Genomic DNA, 18656 nt, shown 5'->3' on the forward strand with positions numbered 1-18656 from the left:
TGGCACAGAAGTCATGGTTGAACAGAATAATTTCGCTTCGGCATTACGTCATGCCAGCGGTACTGCGGCCCTTGCCGCCACCGGCGCTCTGGCCATCGGCGGAGCTCTGGTGGGCTATGGCATGCTGGAGGCCCAGAGGTTTGGGCTGCGCCACGAATCGCTTAAGGTCCTGCCCCGCGGATACGGCGACATCAAGGTCCTGCACCTTTCGGACATCCACATGGTTCCAGGGCAGGAAGCCAAAACCCAGTGGCTGCGCGGTCTGGCTGATCTGAAGCCCGACTTTGTCATCAACACCGGGGATAACCTCAGCCACCGCAAGGCCGTGCCGGCTTTGATCAAGGCGCTGGAACCGCTGATGGCTTTCCCTGGCGCCTTCGTTCCCGGGTCCAATTGCTACTACGCTCCGAAGCTGAAGAACCCGTTCAGGTATTTGGCTCCTTCCACCGGAACTCCCAACCCTGCCCCGCGCGACCAGTTGCCGTTCGAAGAAATGCACCGGACCTTCGGCGGAGCCGGCTGGATCAACATGTCCAACCGTGCGCATTCCACGGTGCTCAATGGCCTGCGCCTGGATCTTACCGGCGTGGATGATCCGCACATCGACCGGGACCTCTTCGCTGGCTGGCCGCGTGGTTCCTCCTCAAGCAGCCAGGCGCCCCACGTGCGCATTGCGCTCACCCACGCGCCCTACCAGCGGGTTCTTGACCAATTCACCGAGGCGAAGGCTGATGTCATTTTCGCTGGCCACACCCACGGCGGCCAGGTGTGCATCCCGGGCTATGGCGCATTGGTCTCCAACTGCGATCTGCCTACGTGGCGCGCCCGCGGCCTGAGCGATTGGGAATGCAACGGCAACACCGTTCCGTTGAATGTTTCCGCTGGCGTGGGCACCTCGCGCTTCGCTCCGATTCGCTTCGCCTGCCCGCCGGAAGCCATCATGGTTACCCTGGCTGCCCGCGACTAAGCCACGAAATTTCTTCGGGTAATCCCCGGTCAAGCACCTTCTTGGTGCTCGACCGGGGATTATTTGCCTCCAATGTGAAGCACTTCTTTCCAATAGTTGCCTATTGATTGAATTATCCCAACTACTGCCGGTAGTCTGTAACTCTGTCAAACTTCTGGATGAATGCGGGGTACCGTGGCTCAAGCTCAACAGGCCGGTTCGAAAGATCCGGTCCCGCTCTCCGCAACACTGAAACGGCTTGCTCCTTTCGTCAAGCCGATCTTCCCCCGGCTCTTTTGCGGTTTCCTCTGCGCGCTCGGCGCCGGAATTGTCGCGCTGGCCATCCCCCAGGTGCTCGCCTGGCTGGTCAATGTCGTCCTGCATCGTGATGGGGCAGCCTCGGAGGTGTGGCTCTCTGTTGGCATCGTTGCCGCATTGGGCCTTGTCGAAGCCCTGCTGATCTTCCTGCGCCGCCAATTCGTGCTGAATCCCGCAGCAGGCCTTGAAGCGCAGATGCGCATCCGCTTCTACAAGCACCTGCAGCGCCTGCCCGTGGCGTTCCACGAACGCTGGGGCTCGGGGCAGCTTCTCTCCCGCTCCATGTCGGATCTCTCCTTGTTGCGCCGTTGGCTCGCGTTCGGCGCGATGATGCTGGTTGTTGAAACCGTCACCGTCATCACCGGGCTGGTGCTGATGTTCACCCATTCATGGATCCTGGGACTGCTCTACCTGCTGGGATCTATCCCGATTGCCATCAAGGCCTACCGTTTCCGCAACGACTACCGGGCCGCCAGCCGCCGCAGCCAGGACCAGGCTGGGGACCTGGCCACCGCGGTGGAAGAATCAGTGCACGGTATCCGCGTCATCAAGGCCTTCGGCCGCGGGCCGCATGTCTACGCGGGCTTCAGCGCCCAGGCAAAGTCCCTGCAGGAAACCGAAATAACCAAGGCCAAGACGCTGGCCAGCTTCCTGCTCACCGTGGTTGCGGTGCCCGAAACCATTCTGGGCATCGGCTTGCTCATCGGCATTGCCCAGGTCGCCAACGGCACGCTGAGCGTCGGCTCGCTGGTGGCCTACTTCGCCATCGCCGCGGTCATCGCCGGCCCCGTCGAGGGCATGGGAATGCTGCTGGGCATGACGCTGAGCACCAAAACTGCGCTGGACCGCCACTTCGAGGTCATGGATTCAATCAATGACATCGATTCCCCCGCGCAGCCCCGGGTCCCTGCAGAACGCGATGGCAGCGTGAAGCTGGAGCATGTGCGCTTCGCCTACCCGGATACCGCCGGTACCCACCGGCCGATCCTGGCCGACATCAATCTGGAGATCCGTCCCGGGGAAACCATGGCCCTTGTCGGCATCACCGGTTCGGGCAAGTCCACCTTGCTGAACCTGGTTCCGCGCCTGCATGAAGCGACCTCCGGCGAGGTGCTCATCCACGGACAGGACGTCAAGGACTGGGACCTCCAGGAACTGCGAACCGAGATCGCTGTGGCTTTCGAGGACACCACCTTGTTCTCCACCTCCATCCGCGGCAACGTGCTGCTCGGCGCCCCGGAAAACCTGGATGAGCAGCAGCGCGAAGCCCTGCTCGCCGAGGCCCTGGACGTCGCCCAGGCGCAGTTCGCCTACGCGTTGCCCGAAGGGGTAGACACCTTGATCGGCGAGGAAGGCCTGTCGCTATCGGGCGGGCAGCGCCAGCGCATCGCCTTGGCCCGCGCCATCGCAGCGCGCCCGAGCGTTCTGGTCCTCGACGATCCGCTGTCCGCCCTGGATGTGCGCACCGAGGAACTGGTCACCGAGAGGCTGCGCGAAGTCCTGGCCGGAACCACCACACTGATCGTGGCCCACCGGCCCTCGACCGTGATGCTCGCCGACCGCGTGGCGCTGCTGCGCGATGGCCGCATCGACGCGGTGGGAAGCCACGCCCACCTGTTGAGCACCAATGAGCATTACCGATTCGTCATCGCCAGCCTGGATGACGAAGACCAGCCAGCCACCGTGGAGGTCTCCCGATGAGCAAGCCACTGGGCGTCGCCAATGAAGACGCCATCAAGCTCTCTGCCGCCGAACGCAAGGTCGTGCGGCAACGTTCCTTCCGGCTGCTGGCCTCGCTGGCCGTGCCGCAGAAGAAGCTGTTCGTCCTCACCGTGGTGCTGGTGCTGTTCTCCAACGCGGCACGCGTGCTGCTTCCGGTGCTGATCGCCTTCTCGATCGACTGGACCCTGCCGCAGGTGCGCGAAGGCAACTGGGGCGCCCTGGGGATGACCGGGGCCGGATACATCGTGTGCGCCGTGCTCAGCGGCGTGCTGCTCTCCTGGTACATCACCAGCGCGGCGAAGATCTCCCAGGCGATGCTCCTGGATCTGCGCCAGCAGGTCTTCCGCCATACCCAGCGGCTGAGCCTCGAATTCCACGAGAACTACACCTCCGGGCGGATCATTTCCCGGCAGACCTCCGATCTGGAAACGCTGCGCGAGCTGCTCGATCAAGGCGTCTCGGAACTGGCCTCCTCCTGCGTGTTCGTGGTCTTCACCCTGGTCTCGATTTTCTTCCTCGACTGGCGCAGCGGCCTGGTGGTCTGCGTGGCCGCCCTCCCGGTAGCGATCCTCTTCTTCTGGTACCAGCGCCGCTCCGAACTGCTCTACCGCGAATCCCGCGTGGTCTCGGCCAAGGTCATCTCCACCTTCGTGGAAACCATGACCGGCATCCGCGCGGTCAAGGCCTTCCGCCGCGAGGAAGCCAACGACGCGAACTACTCGGATCTCGCGGAGCAGTACCGGGTGAACTCGGTGCGTTCCTTCAACCTCTTCGGCGTCCTGCAGCCGGGTCTGGTCCTGATCGGCAACCTGACGGTGGCGGCATTGCTGGCCTACGGCGGATTCCGCATCATCGACGGCACCATGCAGGTCGGTGCGATGGTGGCCATCCTGCTGGCCTCCAAGCGCCTGTTCCAGCCAGTGGAGCAGATCGCCATGTTCTACTCCTCGCTGCAGTCGGCCACCGCCGCCTTGGAGAAGGTTTCGGGGCTGCTGGAGGAAGAACCGACGGTGCGCGAGCCTGCGGCCCCTCGCACCATCCGCAAGGTGGCCGGCGAGCTGGTCTTCAAGGATGCGGTCTTCGGCTACGGCGAGGGCCCGGTGATCATGGAGGAATTCGACCTGCGGATCCCGGCGGGCCAAACGGTGGCCGTGGTAGGCCAGACCGGTGCCGGCAAGTCCACGCTGGCCAAGCTCATTGCCCGCTTCTACGACCTGCGTTCGGGCACCTTGGAACTGGATTCGGTGCCGATCAACGAGCTGTCGAACAAGGAACTGCGCCAGCACGTGGTGATGGTCACCCAGGAGGCGTTCCTCTTCTCCGGATCGGTGGCCGAGAACATCGCGCTGGGCCGGCCGGGCGCCTCGCCGGAGGATATCGAGTCCGCCGCCCGTGCGGTCGGCGCCCACGAGTTCATCATGGATCTGCCTGAGGGCTACGGCACCGACGTGAACAAGCGAGGCGGACGGGTCTCGGCCGGCCAGCGCCAGCTGATTTCCTTTGCCCGCGCCTTCCTTGCCGATCCTGCGGTGCTGATCCTTGATGAGGCCACCAGCTCCCTGGATATCCCTTCGGAACGGGCAGTGCAGCGCGGACTGCAAACCCTGCTGGGCAACCGCACCGCGCTGATCATCGCGCACCGCCTGTCCACCGTGCAGATCGCGGACCGCGTGCTGGTGGTCCACGATGGAAAGATCACCGAGGACGGCACCCCAGCGCAGCTGATTGCCGATGAAGGACGCTTCGCGGCCCTGCACAAGGCCTGGAAGGACTCGCTGGTCTGATCCCGCCCAGGACAGCGCAAAGCCCTCCGCAGATCACTTCGATCAGCGGAGGGCTTTGCCGTGCGTGGTTGTTCTTCGCCTGCGCCTAGGCGCTGAAGACCTGGCCGGTGAGCCGTTCATAGGCCTCGATGTAGCGGGCACGGGTCTTCTCGATGATTCCGGCTGGCAACTGGGGCGGTTCTTCGCCCGAGTTCTTGTCCCAACCCGATTCGGCGGAGGTCAGCCAGTCGCGGACGAACTGCTTGTCGAAGCTGGCCTGCGCCTGGCCCGGCTTGTAGGATTCGGCATCCCAGAAACGCGAGGAATCCGGGGTCAGCACCTCATCGCCCAGGGTGATCTCGCCGGTGGCCGGATCAGCTCCGAACTCCACCTTGGTATCGGCCAGGATGATGCCGCGCGCGCGGGCGATCTGCTCGGCCTGCTCGTACAGGGCTACGGTCTTCTCGCGCAGCGCCTCGGACACTTCGGCGCCAACGCGTTCCACGGTCTGCTCGAAGGAGATGTTCTCGTCGTGCTCCCCCACCTCGGCCTTGGCCGATGGGGTGAACAGCGCCGGTTCCAGGCGCGAGCCATCCACCAGTCCTGCCGGCAGTGGCAGCTCGCACACGGTCTGCGAGGCCTTGTACTCGGCCAGGCCCGATCCGGTCAGGTATCCGCGGGCGATGCACTCGATCGGGTACATCCCAAGCTTCTTGCACACCATCGCGCGTCCGGCCACCTCGGCTGGAACATCGGTGGAGATGACATGGTTGGCGAAGTCGCCCAGCTGCTCGAACCACCAGAGGCTGAGCTGGGTGAGCACCTTGCCCTTGTCCGGGATTTCGCTGGCCAGCACGAAGTCGTAGGCGCTGATGCGGTCGGAGGCCACCACGAGGACACGGTCGGTGCCTTCGAAGCTGGCGCCCGCAGGCACGTACAGGTCGCGTACCTTGCCCGAGTAGTAATGGTCCCAACCTTCTAGGTCGAGCACTTCGGTCTGGAATCCTGCCATGAGTTCTGTAGTCCTCTACTTGCTTTCGTTGGCGATGGCGATTTCGCCGCGTTCGGCCTTCAACGCAATGTCGGTGCGCGACTGGGCACCGTCCCAGCTGATCTCGGCAACCCCGGCGTACGCTGCGGCGCGGGCCGCGGCGAGGTCATCGCCCAGGCCCACCACGGCCAGTACGCGGCCACCGGAAACAATGATGTTCCCTTCAGCATCCGCGGAAGTTCCGGCATGCATCACGTGCACGCCGTCAATTCCGTTGGCTGCCTCCAGCCCGGAGATCACCGCTCCCTTGACCGGGGTGTCCGGGTAGTTCTCGGCGGCGATGACCACATCAACTGCGGTCTGCGCGGACCAGGTCAGCTGCTCGGCATCATCGAGCCGGCCCTTGGCGGCAGCCAGCAGCACACCGCCCAGCGGAGTCTTCAGCCGGGCAAGGACAGCCTGGGTTTCCGGGTCGCCGAAGCGGGCATTGAACTCGATGACGCGGATGCCGCGCTTGGTGATCGCCAAGCCGCAGTACAGCACGCCGGTGAACGGGGTGCCGCGCTTTTCCATTTCGCGCAGGGTCGGGTAGGCGACGCGGTCCATGACCTCGTCGACGAAGCTCTCAGGCAGCCATTCCAGCGGCGAGTAGGCACCCATGCCACCGGTGTTCGGGCCTTCGTCGTTATCGAAGATGCGCTTGAAGTCCTGTGCCGGGGCCAGCGGAACAGCATGCTTGCCATCGCAGATGACAAACAGGGAAACTTCTGGGCCATCGAGGAATTGTTCGATCACTACGGTTCCGCCGGCGGCAAAACAGGCTTCTGCGTGCTCCAGCGCTTCGTCGCGATCGCCGGTGACCACGACGCCCTTGCCGGCGGCCAGGCCATCGTCCTTGACCACGTACGGCGCACCGAAGTCATCCAGCGCACTGGCGGCTTCCTCGCGGTTGGTGGCCACATGGGCCATGGCGGTGGGAACCTCAGCGGCAGCCATGACGTTCTTGGCAAAAGCCTTGGACGCTTCGAGCTGCGCGGCAGCCTGGGTCGGGCCGAAGACCGGGATCTGCGCTGCGATCAGCGCATCGGAAACACCGGAAGCCAGCGGCGCTTCGGGGCCGACGACCACCAGATCGCTGCCCAGTTCCCGGGCGAGCGCGACGACTGCGGCAGGATCCTGCGCATCGATCGCGTGGGTAGTGACGTCCTGTGCGATACCGGCGTTGCCGGGGGCGCAATGAACTTCGTTGACGTAGGGGTCTGCACTCAGTGCACGGACAATTGCATGCTCACGGCCGCCTGGGCCAATAACCAGTACCTTCACCCGGTCGAGTTTACCGGAGATCCAGCGGGTCAACCGCGTCTATGACGCGCAGGCATTAGCCGCAGGCCCCGTCCATCTGGCCGCCCGCCTGGCACCGGGCCGAGGGGCGAATTCGGCGCCAGCAAGCCCAAAGCGCCCCCTGGAAGTCTTCGGCACAGCATCATGCCGGCATCCAACCGGCGCTGCGTTGGCTGAACTAGAGTTGGCATGGCTGGATTTCTCGGTTTTCCAGATCCACAGTAGATGCCCAGCGCACGCAAATATGACGTTTCTCCGTCATTGAGAGAAAGTGGAATCGACCCATGGCAATCAAACGGCGCGTTGATGAAACCGCTGGCCGAGCGGCCCTGCGCGAATGGTCCGGAACCACGCAGGGACAAGGAAAAATAGCCCGCCCGGTGCTCGCCACCGCGGTGCGCTTTTCGCTGGAGGAGCTGGCCTCCCGCGCCGAGGGCAACTCGGTCGAGGTACGCGTTCCGCCCTTCGGTGTGACTCAGTGCATAGCGGGTCCCCGGCACACCCGCGGAACACCTCCGAATGTAGTCGAAATGCCTGCTGAGCTCTGGCTTTCCCTTGCTACTGGGCGTATCGGCTGGGCCGAGGCCTTGCAGACTGGGCAATTGCATGCTTCGGGACTTAGGGCAGACTTGTCAGCGCACCTACCACTTATTGAGTACCCTTAAGGGTATGGAGCAACACCCCGCTACCCCGTCTTCTGCCGATCAGAGTGTTGAAGTGCATATTCACTCGTCGCCCAAGTTCTGGCCGTTCATTTTGACTTTCGCGGTCCTTGGCGCGCTAGCCGGTCTCATCATTGGCCTGCTTGGCGAACCATCGCAGGATTACACCCGCACCTCGGCGTCCGGATTCTTCGCCATATTCGGTGCAGGCCTGGGCGTAGGCATCGGCGCATTGGCGTATGTGATTGTTGATCGCGTGACCTCACGCAAAACCACCAAGCATCTGGCAGTTCCTCTGGCCGAGGACACTGACTCCAGCGGACTACAAGGCTAGGCAGCTTTTCTCCTGAATTAGAAGAGCAGGCGGCCGCGCACCTGGCCGCCACCCACCACATTTTTGGTCGGTGTCGACCAACTGGAACATGAGAGAATAACCAACATGGCGCGTGGCGATGGATTCTTAAATCACGACCTGCTTCCAAACGAAAAGGGGCCGCAGGATGAATGCGGCGTTTTTGGCGTTTGGGCTCCTGGCGAAGAGGTCGCAAAACTCACCTATTACGGCCTGTATGCCCTGCAGCACCGCGGACAGGAATCCGCTGGTATTGCCACGAGCGACGGTGCGCGTATCAACGTCTACAAGGACATGGGCCTGGTCTCCCAGGTGTTCGACGAGAATACGCTGAACTCCATGGCCGGCCAGCTGGCTATCGGCCACTGCCGCTACTCGACCACCGGTGCCAGCCACTGGGCCAATGCGCAGCCGACCTTGGGCCCGACCCAGGCCGGTACCGTCGCCCTGGCCCACAACGGCAATCTGACCAACTCCGCTGATCTGGCCGATATGGTCTCCGCCAAGCAGCAGGCCGAAGGCGGCAAGGTCCGCGGCGAACTCGCCCAGGGCAACACCACCGACACCGCCTTGGTCACCGCCTTGCTGGCCGGTTCCGAAGGCCAGTCGCTGGAAGAAACCGCGCTGGAGCTGCTGCCGAAGATCGAAGGCGCCTTCTGCTTCGTCTTCATGAACGAGGACACCCTCTACGCAGCCCGCGACCCGCATGGTGTTCGCCCCCTGGTCCTGGGCCGGCTGGACCGAGGCTGGGTTGTTGCTTCGGAGCAGCCTGCACTGGCTACCGTTGGCGCCTCGTTCATCCGCGAAATCGAACCCGGCGAAATGATCGCCATCGACGAGAACGGCGTGCGTTCCACCCGCTTCGCCGAAGCCACCCCCAAGGGCTGCGTCTTCGAGTACGTCTACCTGGCTCGTCCCGATGCTGCCATTGCCGGCCGCTCGGTCTACGAATCCCGCGTGGAAATGGGCCGCCAGCTGGCCCGCGAGAACAGCGCGGACGCGGACATCGTGATCCCGGTTCCGGAGTCCGGCACCCCGGCCGCCATCGGCTACGCCGAGGAATCGGGCATTCCATTCACCCACGGCTTCGTGAAGAACGCCTACGTGGGCCGTACCTTCATCCAGCCATCGCAGACCCTGCGCCAGCTGGGCATCAAGCTCAAGCTCAATGCGCTGGAAACCGTGCTGCGCGGCAAGCGCGTCGTGGTGGTGGATGATTCGATCGTCCGCGGCAACACCCAGCGCGCGGTGGTGCGCATGCTGCGCGAGGCCGGTGCCGCCGAGGTGCATGTGAAGATCTCCTCGCCTCCGGTCAAGTGGCCTTGCTTCTACGGCATCGACTTCGCCTCGCGTGCCGAGCTGATCGCCAACGGCGCTGCCGTGGCTGAGATCGCGACCTCCATCGGCGCGGACTCCTTGGCCTACATTTCCGAAGACGGCATGATCGAAGCGACCCGCCAGCCGCGCGAGCGCCTGTGCACCGCGTGCTTCACCGGCGAGTACCCGATCGCCTTGCCGAACGAGGAGCGCCGCGGCAAGAACCTGCTGGAGCGCAGCAACCAGGGCGGCTGCGAGCCAGGTCCTGATGCCGAGTTCGAAACCAACAGCTAATCCCCTCCACGATCCCAACCATCTCGTTGCAAAGGGCGCCGGAAATGCGGCGCCCAGAACAGAAAAGGAACCGACTGCCATGAGCGGCAATGATCAGCAGCCAACTTCCATCACCTATGCCGGTGCCGGCGTTGACGTTGAGGCCGGTGACCGTGCCGTTGAGTTGATGAAGGGCGCGATCAAGGCAACCCACACCGCGGGCGTTGTCGGAGGGGTCGGCGGCTTCGCCGGGCTCTTCGATGTATCGTTCCTGACCGGTTACAAGAAGCCGTACCTGGCTACCTCCACCGACGGGGTGGGCACCAAGGTTGCCATCGCCCAGAAGCTGGACATCCACGACACCATCGGCCAGGACCTGGTCGGCATGGTGGTCGACGATATTGTCGTGGTGGGCGCCAAGCCGCTGTTCATGACCGACTACATCGCCACCGGCAAGGTCGTCCCGGAGCGCATCGCGGATATCGTGCGCGGCATCGCGGAAGGCTGCAAGCTGGCCGGCACCGCGCTGGTTGGCGGCGAAACTGCGGAGCACCCGGGCCTGCTAGCCGAGGACGAATACGATGTTGCCGGTGCTGCTACCGGTGTCATCGAAGCTGACCAGCTGCTGGGCCCGGAGCGCGTGCGGGCCGGCGACGTCGTCATCGGCATGGCGTCCTCGGGCATCCACTCCAACGGCTACTCGCTGGTGCGCCGCGTCATCGCCCACGCCAAGTGGGAGCTGGAACGCGAAATTGCAGAGTTCGGCAAGACCTTGGGCGAGGAACTGCTGGTTCCGACCCGCATCTACACCACCGCTTGCCTGGATCTGGTGGGCGAGCTGAACGACGGCGAGAACTTCGGCGTGCACGGCTTCAGCCACGTCACCGGTGGGGGCCTGGCTGCCAACCTGGCTCGCGTGCTGCCCCAGGGCCTGATGGCCCGTGTGGACCGCTCGACCTGGTCCCTGCCAGCAGTCTTCTCCACCATCGCCCAGCTGGGCAACGTGCCACAGCCTGACCTTGAGCGCACCCTGAACCTGGGTGTGGGCATGGTTGCTGTTGTTGATCCAGCTGTAGCTGATCGTGCCGTAGAGCTGCTGAACAAGGCTGGCATGGGAGCTTGGGTCATGGGCGGCGTCGAGAATATCGATCCAGCGGCAGCCGATGCCGGACTGGACTACGTCCAGGGAGCCAAGGGCGTTGACGGCGGCGCAGTGCTGCTGACCGGCAACTACGCCAAGTAGTACTCGCAGGATCCGCTTCCTTGCCGATGCGCCGCACTGATCCCAGTGCGGCGCATCGGTTCTTTAACGCCATCGCCATGCGAATGGGGATGCAGGGTTGACCGGAGCCCTCTTGCCCGGCTTCCAGGCGCCAGGCAATGCTGCCGGTGGTGCTGCACCAGTGCGAGCTTCCTGCCGGGCTGAGTGCCCAGAGCAGCATTTGGCACGCTTCATTGGTGTCCCTTGCGGGACGAAATACCGGCCTGCTAGTCCAGTTGCTTCAGGGCGTGCTCCAAAGGCACACGCCAGCGCCAGGTTGCTTTTTGTTCACCGCGGACGTGGCCGTTGGTAATCAGCGCCACCGGCAAATCCCGCTTGACGAAGTTCAACAGGATCTTGTACCCGCTCATCACTGCAAGGGAGGAGCCCAGCACCAAGAGCGATGTGGATTCCGCTTCCAGTGCCGCAATGCGTTCCTTGCGTTCAACCGGAACGTTCTCGCCGAAATACACCACATCAGGCTTCAGGGCCAGCGAGCCGCAGCTCAAGCAGGCCACCATGTTGAACCGGTCAACCAGATACTGGGGCAGCTCCACATCCCCATCGGGGTTCACCGCGCTGGGGTCGATTTCCACGGCTTCCAAATAGCCTTCGTTGGCCGCCTGCAGGCGCAGATCAAAGTCATTGCGGTTCTCGCTGTACCCGCAGTCCAGGCAGCGGACGATCGACAAGTCGCCATGGACCGGAATGACCCGTTTGGATCCGGCCTGCTGGTGCAGCCCGTCAACGTTCTGCGTAATGATTCCACTGAGTTTCCCGTGCTCTTCCCACTGCACCAAGCGCTGGTGAATGTGGTTAGGCTCGGCTTTGTCCATATGGCGCCAGCCGACGTAGCCACGGGCCCAATAGCGCTGCCGGGCTTCAGGACGGAATCGGAATTCTTGATAGGTCATCGGCCGGTGGCGCTGCAATGAACCGTTGGGTCCCCGGTAGTCGGGGATTCCGGAATCGGTAGAAACACCGGCTCCGGTGACCACCAGGACCCCGCCAGCGGAAAGCATTTGGCGCACCCCGGCACGCGCTTCAGCTTCCGGGGATTCAGGTGCCTGCTGCTCGACAATGCGCTGCATCGACCGGATGGCCGAATGATGCGCCATCTGGATGGATAGCTCTTCTGGAGTGCTCACGTTCCACCTAACAATTACTGGGCACGACAAAGGCCGCAACGACTAAAAGCTAATTTAGCTTAGTCGCTGCGGCTTGTCGCAAAATGTACTGAAGAGCTGTACCACTCAATGCTTAAGGTGTGGCACTCTGAGCCAAGGACTCCCGGCATCAGAAGACGAGGCTACTCGTCTTCGTCATCTCCCGAGTACTTCTTAGTCAGCTCGTCGTATTCCGAATATTCTTCGTCATACGATGAATCATTACGCTCAGTGTTCTGAGCATGATGATCGGACTGAACGCCCAACTCGCGTTCAAGTGCCGAAAGGTCAGTGGACGGCGAGTAGTACTTGATATCTCGCGCCTGACGCTGTGCTTTAGCCTTTTGACGGCCGCGCCCCATGGCGTGACCCCCTCTTTTCAGTAGAGTCGGGAGGTGGTCCACCTTGAAAAGATGAAGGCCCCCGAATATGTGATCAGTTCTTTCGTAATTAAAGGTTAACACGATTCACCGGCGAGCGCTGAATGCAACACCCTCCGAAACCGCTAGACTGTCGATTAGTCCAACGACTATGTATTGAGCCGGCGAGCGATCGCCCGACCCAACCACGAAGGAGCTCAACAGGTGGTGGAAAACAATCTGCCCGAGCCGCAGGCGGCTTTGCCGCCATTGCAGCCAGAACCGGAGAAGCCCAAGCGTCAAAGTGCCCAATGGGCCTTGATGATTGTCGCCGTTCTCGCACTGGCCGCGGCAGTGGTTTTCGTGGTGTTGAGACTAGTGGATCCCCCTGCTTCGCCAACTGCGAACAACGTGGAGCGCAACGAGAATCCAGGCCTCGACGGCATTGTTGCCACCGAGATGCCTCCAACCCAGTTGGAGCAAGGCGACTGCCTGCGCGGATTCAATTCACCACTGGATCCGCAGACGGTCGTAACCTGTGATTCCTCCCACAATGCCCAACTGATCGGCATCTTCCAGGTCACTGGCGAGGAGTACCCGGGAGCCAACGTGCTGCTCACCCAATCCGAAGACCTGTGCAAATCGGTGTCACTGGATCCTCGTGCAGGGCTGGACTCCACCTGGACCTATCACTTCTCGCGTCCCTCGGAGAGCACCTGGGGCCAGGGCGACCGCACCGTTTCGTGCTTCCTGAGCCTGTCCGAGGGCGACGTCCGCAACTCATTGCTGCCAGAGGGCTCTACGGATGGAGAATCGGAGAACTCCGAAGAGGAGCCGTCCAAGGCACAGGAGACCACCGACAGCTAAGTCTGCGTTCAGGAAAAATGGCGAGGGCATGAACGGGATTCCATCCGTTCACGCCCTCGCCATTGCCAGGCTCCTAGGCCTTCTTGGCAACTTTGAGCTTGTCGCCAACTTCGTCCAGGGTGACCCCTACAGTATCCCCGTCCTGCACCGTTCCAGCCAGGATCTCCTTGGCCAGCCGGTCTCCGATCTCGCGCTGCACCAGGCGGCGCAGCGGACGAGCGCCGTAGGCAGGATCGTAACCGGTCAGGGCCAGCCAATCGCTGGCGGCCTGATCCACCTCCAGGTTCAAGCGGCGGTCGGCCAAGCGCTGTGCGAGCAGGTCGATCTGCAGCTTGACGATGCTGCCCAGCTCTTCGATGCTCAATGGGTCGAAGAGGATGACCTCATCGAGACGGTTCAAGAACTCCGGCTTGAACGATGCATTGACCACGCTCATCACCGCTGACTTCTTGGCCTCGTCTTCCATGCTCTGGTCCACCAGGAACTGGGAACCCAGATTCGAGGTGAGGATCAGAATGGTATTCCTGAAGTCCACGGTGCGGCCTTGGCCATCGGTCAGCCGCCCGTCATCGAGCACCTGCAGCAGGATATCGAATACTTCCGGATGCGCCTTTTCCACCTCGTCCAGCAGAATCACCGAGTACGGGCGGCGGCGCACAGCTTCGGTCAGCTGCCCGCCCTCTTCATACCCTACGTAGCCCGGAGGGGCACCGACCAGGCGCGAAACCGCATGCTTCTCCGAGTATTCGGACATGTCGATCCGCACCATCGCCCGTGGATCATCGAAGAGGAAGTCAGCCAGGGACTTGGCCAACTCGGTCTTGCCGACACCGGTAGGACCCAGGAACAGGAAGGATCCGGTAGGCCGGTTCGGGTCGGCAATGCCGGCGCGGGTACGGCGAACGGCGTCAGAGACAGCGGCAATAGCCTGCTTCTGCCCCATCAGGCGCTGCCCGATGATTTCTTCCATATCCAGCAACTTCTGGCTTTCGCCCTGCAGCATGCGCCCGGCCGGAATACCGGTCCACGCCGAGATGACTTCTGCAATGTCATCCGCGGTGACTTCCTCGGCAACCATGGTGTGCGTATCGGCCTTATCGGCTTCGGCAGCTGCCGCCGCATCCAGTTCCTGCTGCAGCGTTGGGATCTCCCCGTAGAGCAGGCGAGAGGCCTGCTCCAGGTCGCCCTCGCGCTGGGCCTTGTCGGCCTGGCTGCGTAATTCGTCGAGCCTGACCTTCAGGTCGCCGACGCGGTTCAAGCCAGCCTTCTCGGCTTCCCACTGGGAGTTCAGCGCGTCCAGCTGTTCCTTCTTGTCGGCCATGTCCTTGCGCAGCGCATCCAGGCGTTCCACCGAAGCTGGATCCGTTTCATCGGACAGCGCCAGCTCCTCCATGGTCAGCCGGTCCACCTCGCGGCGCAGCTCATCGATTTCCTCCGGAGCCGAGTCGATCTCCATGCGCAGGCGGCTAGCGGCCTCATCGACCAGGTCGATGGCCTTGTCTGGCAGCTGGCGGCCGGAGATGTACCTGTTGGACAGCGTGGATGCTGCCACCAAGGCGGAGTCCGCAATGGAAACCTTGTGGTGCGCCTCGTAGCGCTCCTTCAACCCACGCAGGATGGCAATGGTGTCATCCACGCTGGGCTCACCGACATACACCTGTGCGAAGCGGCGTTCCAGGGCGGGATCCTTCTCGATGTTCTCGCGGTACTCGTCCAAGGTAGTAGCACCAATCAAGCGCAACTCGCCGCGGGCGAGCATTGGCTTGAGCATGTTCCCCGCGTCCATGGCGCCTTCGGAGGCTCCGGCGCCGACCACGGTGTGGATCTCGTCAATGAAGGTGACAATCTGGCCGTCCGAAGCCTTGATCTCTTCCAATACCGACTTCAGCCGCTCTTCGAATTCGCCACGGTACTTGGCGCCGGCGACCATGGCGCCCAGATCCAGCGAGATCAGGGTCTTGCCACGCAGGGATTCCGGCACGTCGCCCGCGATCATGCGCTGGGCAAGCCCCTCAACGACAGCGGTTTTGCCAACGCCTGGCTCGCCGATCAGCACCGGGTTGTTCTTGGTTCGGCGGGAGAGCACCTGGACCACGCGGCGGATCTCGCGGTCGCGGCCGATGACTGGATCCAGCTTGCCCGAGCGCGCCAGGGCGGTCATGTCGGTGCCGAACTTCTCCAGGGACTGGAAGGTGGCCTCCGGATCCGGATTATCGACCTTGCGGTCGCCGCGGATGGTGGGCAAGGTGCCCACCAGCAGTTCGCGGGTGGCCCCGAATTCGCGCAACGCGTCGCCGGCCTTGGTCTGGTCTGATGCCAAGGCGATAAGCAGGTGCTCGGTGGAGACGTAGGTGTCCCCCATTTCTGCGGCAGCCGCTTGGGCGTTGCTCACAACCTGCAGCACCTGTCGGGAGTACTGGGCTTGGGCCACTGAACTGCCGGAGCTGGAAGGCAATGCGTTGATGACAGCGCTTGCCTTGACCGAAAGCGCGTCGACATCCAATCCGGCGGTCTTCAGGAGGGCGACTGCGACGGAGTCGCGCTGGTCCAGCAAGGCCTTCAGCAGGTGCGCAGGTTCAATCTGCGGATTGCCTGCGGTTGAAGCGTTCATCCCGGAAGCCGAGAGGGCTTCTTGGCTCTTAGTGGTGAGTTTGGTGTCCACGCGCATCCTTTCTCTAATTGGGTGAACCCATAAACTTGAGTGTACTTAACTCAACTCTACTCGCACTCTTCGTATTCCAGCTAGAGCAAGATTTTCGAAAGATTTTCCATTTCACTTGCCCCAGAGGCAAAATACCTTGTCACTGACGATTTGCCGACTTAAGATAAGGCATGGCCAACCCGGATTCCAAAGACATTTTTTCACTGACCCACGATGATATGGTCCAAGTTTTCATCGATCAGCACCGGCAGATGCTGCTTTCCTGCACCGGCGGACTGAGTGAAGCCGAAGCCAGATTGAAGTTGGTTGAATCCAAGACCACGCTGCTCGGGCTGGTGAAACATGCGATCTTCGTGGAACGGGTCTGGTTCGGTGAAGCAGCCACCGGCCGGAGCCGTGCAGAGCTGGGCATTGCCTCTTCGCCCAGCAAATCATTCGACTTGGAGGCTTCCGACACCATCGATTCGATTCGGCACGAATATGCCCAAGCCATCGAACTGTCGCATCAAGCAGTCGAAGGCAAAACAGGAGATGACGTCTTCTCAGGCAACCGGCGTGGACCGCTGCCGCTGCGCTGGATCCAGCTGCATATGCTGCGTGAACTGGCACAGCATTGCGGACACGCAGATATCCTGCGTGAACAAATCCTGGCCGCGCGGAAATAGCGTGCCGCCCTCAACCGGTAGACTCCGGGCATGCCATTAGAACTCCACCCGCTTCCCGCTGAAGAATTCCATTCGTGGATGGCACGAAGTACCGCCGAGTACGTATCGGACCTTGTTGCCGCTGGCAGTTCCCAGCACAAGGCGCAGGAAGATGCAGACCGGGCCATGACCCGGGCCTTTCCCACCGGATTGCCAAGTTGCACCAATGCGGTATTCACCCTGGAGCATGGCATTTTCGGCGATGTGGGCTATGTCTGGATCGGCCACGACACCTCAGGCGATCCGGCTTCATGGTGGGTTTGGGACATAGTTGTCGACCCCGGGCACCGCGGCAAGGGGTTCGGACGCCAGGCCATGAATTTGGCCGAAGAATACGCCCGTGCCCACGGCGCACGTACCCTGGGGCTGAATGTGTTCGGATTCAACCAGAGCGCTCGCGGCCTCTATGAATCGCTTGGATATGAAACCACCAGCATCAAGATGCACAAGTCGCTCTAGCAGCGCCTAGTTCCTGCCCCTAGCCCACGTTGCTCCAAGCAAAGTGCATTCTTCGAATTGCTATTGACGCCTACCCAACTGCACAAAGACAAAGTACATTACAGATCATCATGACATCCACGGACCAAGATTTTTCCAGAAGCATCGCATCAGGATAAGCTGGTAGAACGTAAGGGAGTATTCATAATCGTTGAATCCGTCAATACGCAGGACTTCATGGTCCTGCCGGGTTTTGCGGCCAGCCCCGGGGTCGGTGAAGAGACTTACTCAGATGCGTTCGCGCGCTACTTACGAAAGCAGGAATCCCTATGGGAGTTTCCCCTATGATTTGGGGCATCACGATTGTCGTGATTCTCGCCCTTCTGGCCTTCGACTATTTCTTCCACATCCGCAAGGCCCACGTTCCATCGCTGCGTGAAGCAGCCATCTGGTCCAGCATCTATGTTGGCTTGGCCCTCGTTTTCGGTGTGCTGGTGCTGGTCTTCGGCGGAATCGACATGGGTGCCGAGTACTTTGCCGGCTACATTACCGAGAAGGCCCTGTCGGTCGACAACCTGTTCGTCTTCCTGATTATCATCGCCAGCTTCCGCGTACCCCGCGAAGACCAGCAGAAAGTCCTGCTCTTCGGCATCGTCTTCTCGCTGATCGCACGTACCGCCTTCATCTTTGTCGGCGCGGCGCTGATCAACCAGTTCGCTTGGGTCTTCTACCTGTTCGGCCTGATCCTGCTGTTGACCGCAGGCAACCTGCTGAAGAAGGATGACGAATCCGATGAGGCCAACAACTTCATCATCCGGATCGCCAAGAAGCTATTCCACACTACCGACAACTATGACGGCGACAAGCTGTTCACCAAGATCGATGGCAAGAAGGTCCTGACTCCGATGCTGCTGGTCATGGTGGCCATCGGCGGTACCGATATTCTCTTCGCTCTGGATTCCATCCCTGCGATCTTCGGACTCACCCAGAACGTCTACATCGTGTTCACGGCTACCGCCTTCTCGCTCATGGGACTGCGCCAGCTCTACTTCCTGCTCGACGGATTGCTGGACCGCTTGATCTACCTGTCCTACGGGTTGGCAGCAATCCTGGCATTCATCGGCGTGAAGCTGATCCTGCATGCACTGCACGAGAACAACTTGCCATTCATCAATGATGGTGAGCACGTGATGGTCATTGAAATCAGCACCGGCCTGTCGCTGAGCGTCATTATCGGTGTCCTGGTGCTGACAATTCTCGCTTCGCTGTTCAGCAAGGCAGGCAAGGCCCAGACTGCCATCGGCAACCTGCGCCGCCATGCCAACAGCTACAACGACCTGAGCTACACCTCGGACGCGGTCGAACGCGAACGCATCTACCGCGCCTTGGTGGAGGAAGAAGCGTATGTGAAAACCATGGAAAAGAAGTACCGCGACAAGGCCAAGGACGTGGACAAGATCCGTGTCGAGGTCGCCGAAGCGCACCGCCAGCACGATGAGTACCTCAAGAGCTGA

General features: G+C 61.9%; 16 protein-coding genes. 11 read left to right on the plus strand and 5 right to left on the minus strand.

Features of this window, described 5'->3' with window-relative positions:
- Nucleotides 1-13 precede the first annotated feature (13 nt).
- The 3 genes from ACFVHU_RS05510 to ACFVHU_RS05520 all read left to right on the plus strand — a co-directional run bounded on the left by ACFVHU_RS05510 (nt 14) and on the right by ACFVHU_RS05520 (nt 4770).
- Nucleotides 14-967 (plus strand): metallophosphoesterase, encoded by a 954-nt coding sequence (locus tag ACFVHU_RS05510; RefSeq protein ID WP_388022898.1) that lies wholly within the window; start codon nt 14-16, stop codon nt 965-967.
- 162 nt (nt 968-1129) lie between these two features.
- Complete coding sequence (locus tag ACFVHU_RS05515; protein ID WP_388022901.1) at nt 1130-2965, plus strand: ABC transporter ATP-binding protein; 1836 nt, start codon at nt 1130-1132, stop codon at nt 2963-2965.
- Nucleotides 2962-4770, plus strand: coding sequence for an ABC transporter ATP-binding protein (locus tag ACFVHU_RS05520; protein WP_388022903.1), 1809 nt, complete (start codon nt 2962-2964; stop codon nt 4768-4770). Before ACFVHU_RS05515 ends, ACFVHU_RS05520 begins: the two co-directional genes overlap by 4 nt.
- A gap of 85 nt (nt 4771-4855) precedes the next feature.
- Here the strand turns inward: ACFVHU_RS05520 and ACFVHU_RS05525 are convergent, their stop codons facing one another.
- Entirely contained in the window at nt 4856-5761 is a 906-nt protein-coding gene (locus tag ACFVHU_RS05525; protein ID WP_388022906.1) for a phosphoribosylaminoimidazolesuccinocarboxamide synthase, read from the minus strand.
- Between the two features lie 15 nt (nt 5762-5776).
- On the minus strand, nt 5777-7063 hold the full coding sequence (purD, locus tag ACFVHU_RS05530) for a phosphoribosylamine--glycine ligase (protein WP_388022909.1): 1287 nt from the start codon (nt 7061-7063) through the stop codon (nt 5777-5779).
- A gap of 302 nt (nt 7064-7365) precedes the next feature.
- Here purD and ACFVHU_RS05535 point away from each other — a divergent pair, with 302 nt between their 5' ends.
- The 4 genes from ACFVHU_RS05535 (at nt 7366) to purM (ending at nt 10928) form a co-directional block, all read left to right on the plus strand.
- Nucleotides 7366-7746, plus strand: a complete 381-nt coding sequence (locus ACFVHU_RS05535; RefSeq protein WP_105656988.1) for a sterol carrier family protein — start codon at nt 7366-7368, stop codon at nt 7744-7746.
- 4 nt (nt 7747-7750) lie between these two features.
- Entirely contained in the window at nt 7751-8077 is a 327-nt protein-coding gene (locus tag ACFVHU_RS05540) for a hypothetical protein (RefSeq protein WP_105656989.1), read from the plus strand.
- Between the two features lie 105 nt (nt 8078-8182).
- Nucleotides 8183-9706, plus strand: a complete 1524-nt coding sequence (purF, locus tag ACFVHU_RS05545) for an amidophosphoribosyltransferase (RefSeq protein WP_105656990.1) — start codon at nt 8183-8185, stop codon at nt 9704-9706.
- A gap of 79 nt (nt 9707-9785) precedes the next feature.
- Nucleotides 9786-10928 (plus strand): phosphoribosylformylglycinamidine cyclo-ligase, encoded by a 1143-nt coding sequence (gene purM / locus ACFVHU_RS05550; protein WP_133833566.1) that lies wholly within the window; start codon nt 9786-9788, stop codon nt 10926-10928.
- A 245-nt stretch (nt 10929-11173) separates the two neighbouring features.
- Here the strand turns inward: purM and ACFVHU_RS05555 are convergent, their stop codons facing one another.
- Nucleotides 11174-12064, minus strand: coding sequence for a Sir2 family NAD-dependent protein deacetylase (locus ACFVHU_RS05555; RefSeq protein WP_133833708.1), 891 nt, complete (start codon nt 12062-12064; stop codon nt 11174-11176).
- Between the two features lie 191 nt (nt 12065-12255).
- Nucleotides 12256-12474 (minus strand): DUF3073 domain-containing protein, encoded by a 219-nt coding sequence (locus tag ACFVHU_RS05560; RefSeq protein WP_105657086.1) that lies wholly within the window; start codon nt 12472-12474, stop codon nt 12256-12258.
- A gap of 222 nt (nt 12475-12696) precedes the next feature.
- Between ACFVHU_RS05560 and ACFVHU_RS05565 the strand changes: the two genes are divergently transcribed.
- Entirely contained in the window at nt 12697-13338 is a 642-nt protein-coding gene (locus ACFVHU_RS05565) for a septum formation family protein (protein WP_133833565.1), read from the plus strand.
- 73 nt (nt 13339-13411) lie between these two features.
- Here the strand turns inward: ACFVHU_RS05565 and clpB are convergent, their stop codons facing one another.
- Nucleotides 13412-16000, minus strand: a complete 2589-nt coding sequence (gene clpB, locus ACFVHU_RS05570; protein ID WP_133833564.1) for an ATP-dependent chaperone ClpB — start codon at nt 15998-16000, stop codon at nt 13412-13414.
- Nucleotides 16001-16170: 170 nt separating this feature from the next.
- Between clpB and ACFVHU_RS05575 the strand changes: the two genes are divergently transcribed.
- From ACFVHU_RS05575 to ACFVHU_RS05585, 3 genes are all read left to right on the plus strand, one after another.
- Nucleotides 16171-16665, plus strand: a complete 495-nt coding sequence (locus tag ACFVHU_RS05575) for a DinB family protein (protein ID WP_133833563.1) — start codon at nt 16171-16173, stop codon at nt 16663-16665.
- 30 nt (nt 16666-16695) lie between these two features.
- A complete protein-coding gene (locus ACFVHU_RS05580) occupies nt 16696-17163 on the plus strand; it encodes an N-acetyltransferase (RefSeq protein WP_133833562.1) in 468 nt (155 codons plus the stop codon).
- Nucleotides 17164-17471: 308 nt separating this feature from the next.
- Nucleotides 17472-18656: a TerC family protein gene (locus ACFVHU_RS05585; protein ID WP_105656995.1), complete on the plus strand. Its 1185-nt coding sequence runs from the start codon at nt 17472-17474 to the stop codon at nt 18654-18656.

It is taken from the genome of Glutamicibacter sp. NPDC127525 (assembly GCF_042672105.1).
Lineage (GTDB): Bacteria > Actinomycetota > Actinomycetes > Actinomycetales > Micrococcaceae > Glutamicibacter.

What these genes read in the sequence shown, in the direction of transcription:
- ACFVHU_RS05510 (WP_388022898.1), top strand. Translation starts at nt 14, where the DNA reads ATGGTTGAACAGAATAATTTCGCTTCGGCATTACGTCATGCCAGCGGT.
- ACFVHU_RS05515 (WP_388022901.1), top strand. Translation starts at nt 1,130, where the DNA reads ATGCGGGGTACCGTGGCTCAAGCTCAACAGGCCGGTTCGAAAGATCCG.
- ACFVHU_RS05520 (WP_388022903.1), top strand. Translation starts at nt 2,962, where the DNA reads ATGAGCAAGCCACTGGGCGTCGCCAATGAAGACGCCATCAAGCTCTCT.
- ACFVHU_RS05525 (WP_388022906.1), bottom strand. Translation starts at nt 5,761, where the DNA reads ATGGCAGGATTCCAGACCGAAGTGCTCGACCTAGAAGGTTGGGACCAT.
- ACFVHU_RS05535 (WP_105656988.1), top strand. Translation starts at nt 7,366, where the DNA reads ATGGCAATCAAACGGCGCGTTGATGAAACCGCTGGCCGAGCGGCCCTG.
- ACFVHU_RS05540 (WP_105656989.1), top strand. Translation starts at nt 7,751, where the DNA reads ATGGAGCAACACCCCGCTACCCCGTCTTCTGCCGATCAGAGTGTTGAA.
- purF (WP_105656990.1), top strand. Translation starts at nt 8,183, where the DNA reads ATGGCGCGTGGCGATGGATTCTTAAATCACGACCTGCTTCCAAACGAA.
- purM (WP_133833566.1), top strand. Translation starts at nt 9,786, where the DNA reads ATGAGCGGCAATGATCAGCAGCCAACTTCCATCACCTATGCCGGTGCC.
- ACFVHU_RS05555 (WP_133833708.1), bottom strand. Translation starts at nt 12,064, where the DNA reads ATGGCGCATCATTCGGCCATCCGGTCGATGCAGCGCATTGTCGAGCAG.
- ACFVHU_RS05560 (WP_105657086.1), bottom strand. Translation starts at nt 12,474, where the DNA reads ATGGGGCGCGGCCGTCAAAAGGCTAAAGCACAGCGTCAGGCGCGAGAT.
- ACFVHU_RS05575 (WP_133833563.1), top strand. Translation starts at nt 16,171, where the DNA reads ATGGCCAACCCGGATTCCAAAGACATTTTTTCACTGACCCACGATGAT.
- ACFVHU_RS05580 (WP_133833562.1), top strand. Translation starts at nt 16,696, where the DNA reads ATGCCATTAGAACTCCACCCGCTTCCCGCTGAAGAATTCCATTCGTGG.
- ACFVHU_RS05585 (WP_105656995.1), top strand. Translation starts at nt 17,472, where the DNA reads ATGGGAGTTTCCCCTATGATTTGGGGCATCACGATTGTCGTGATTCTC.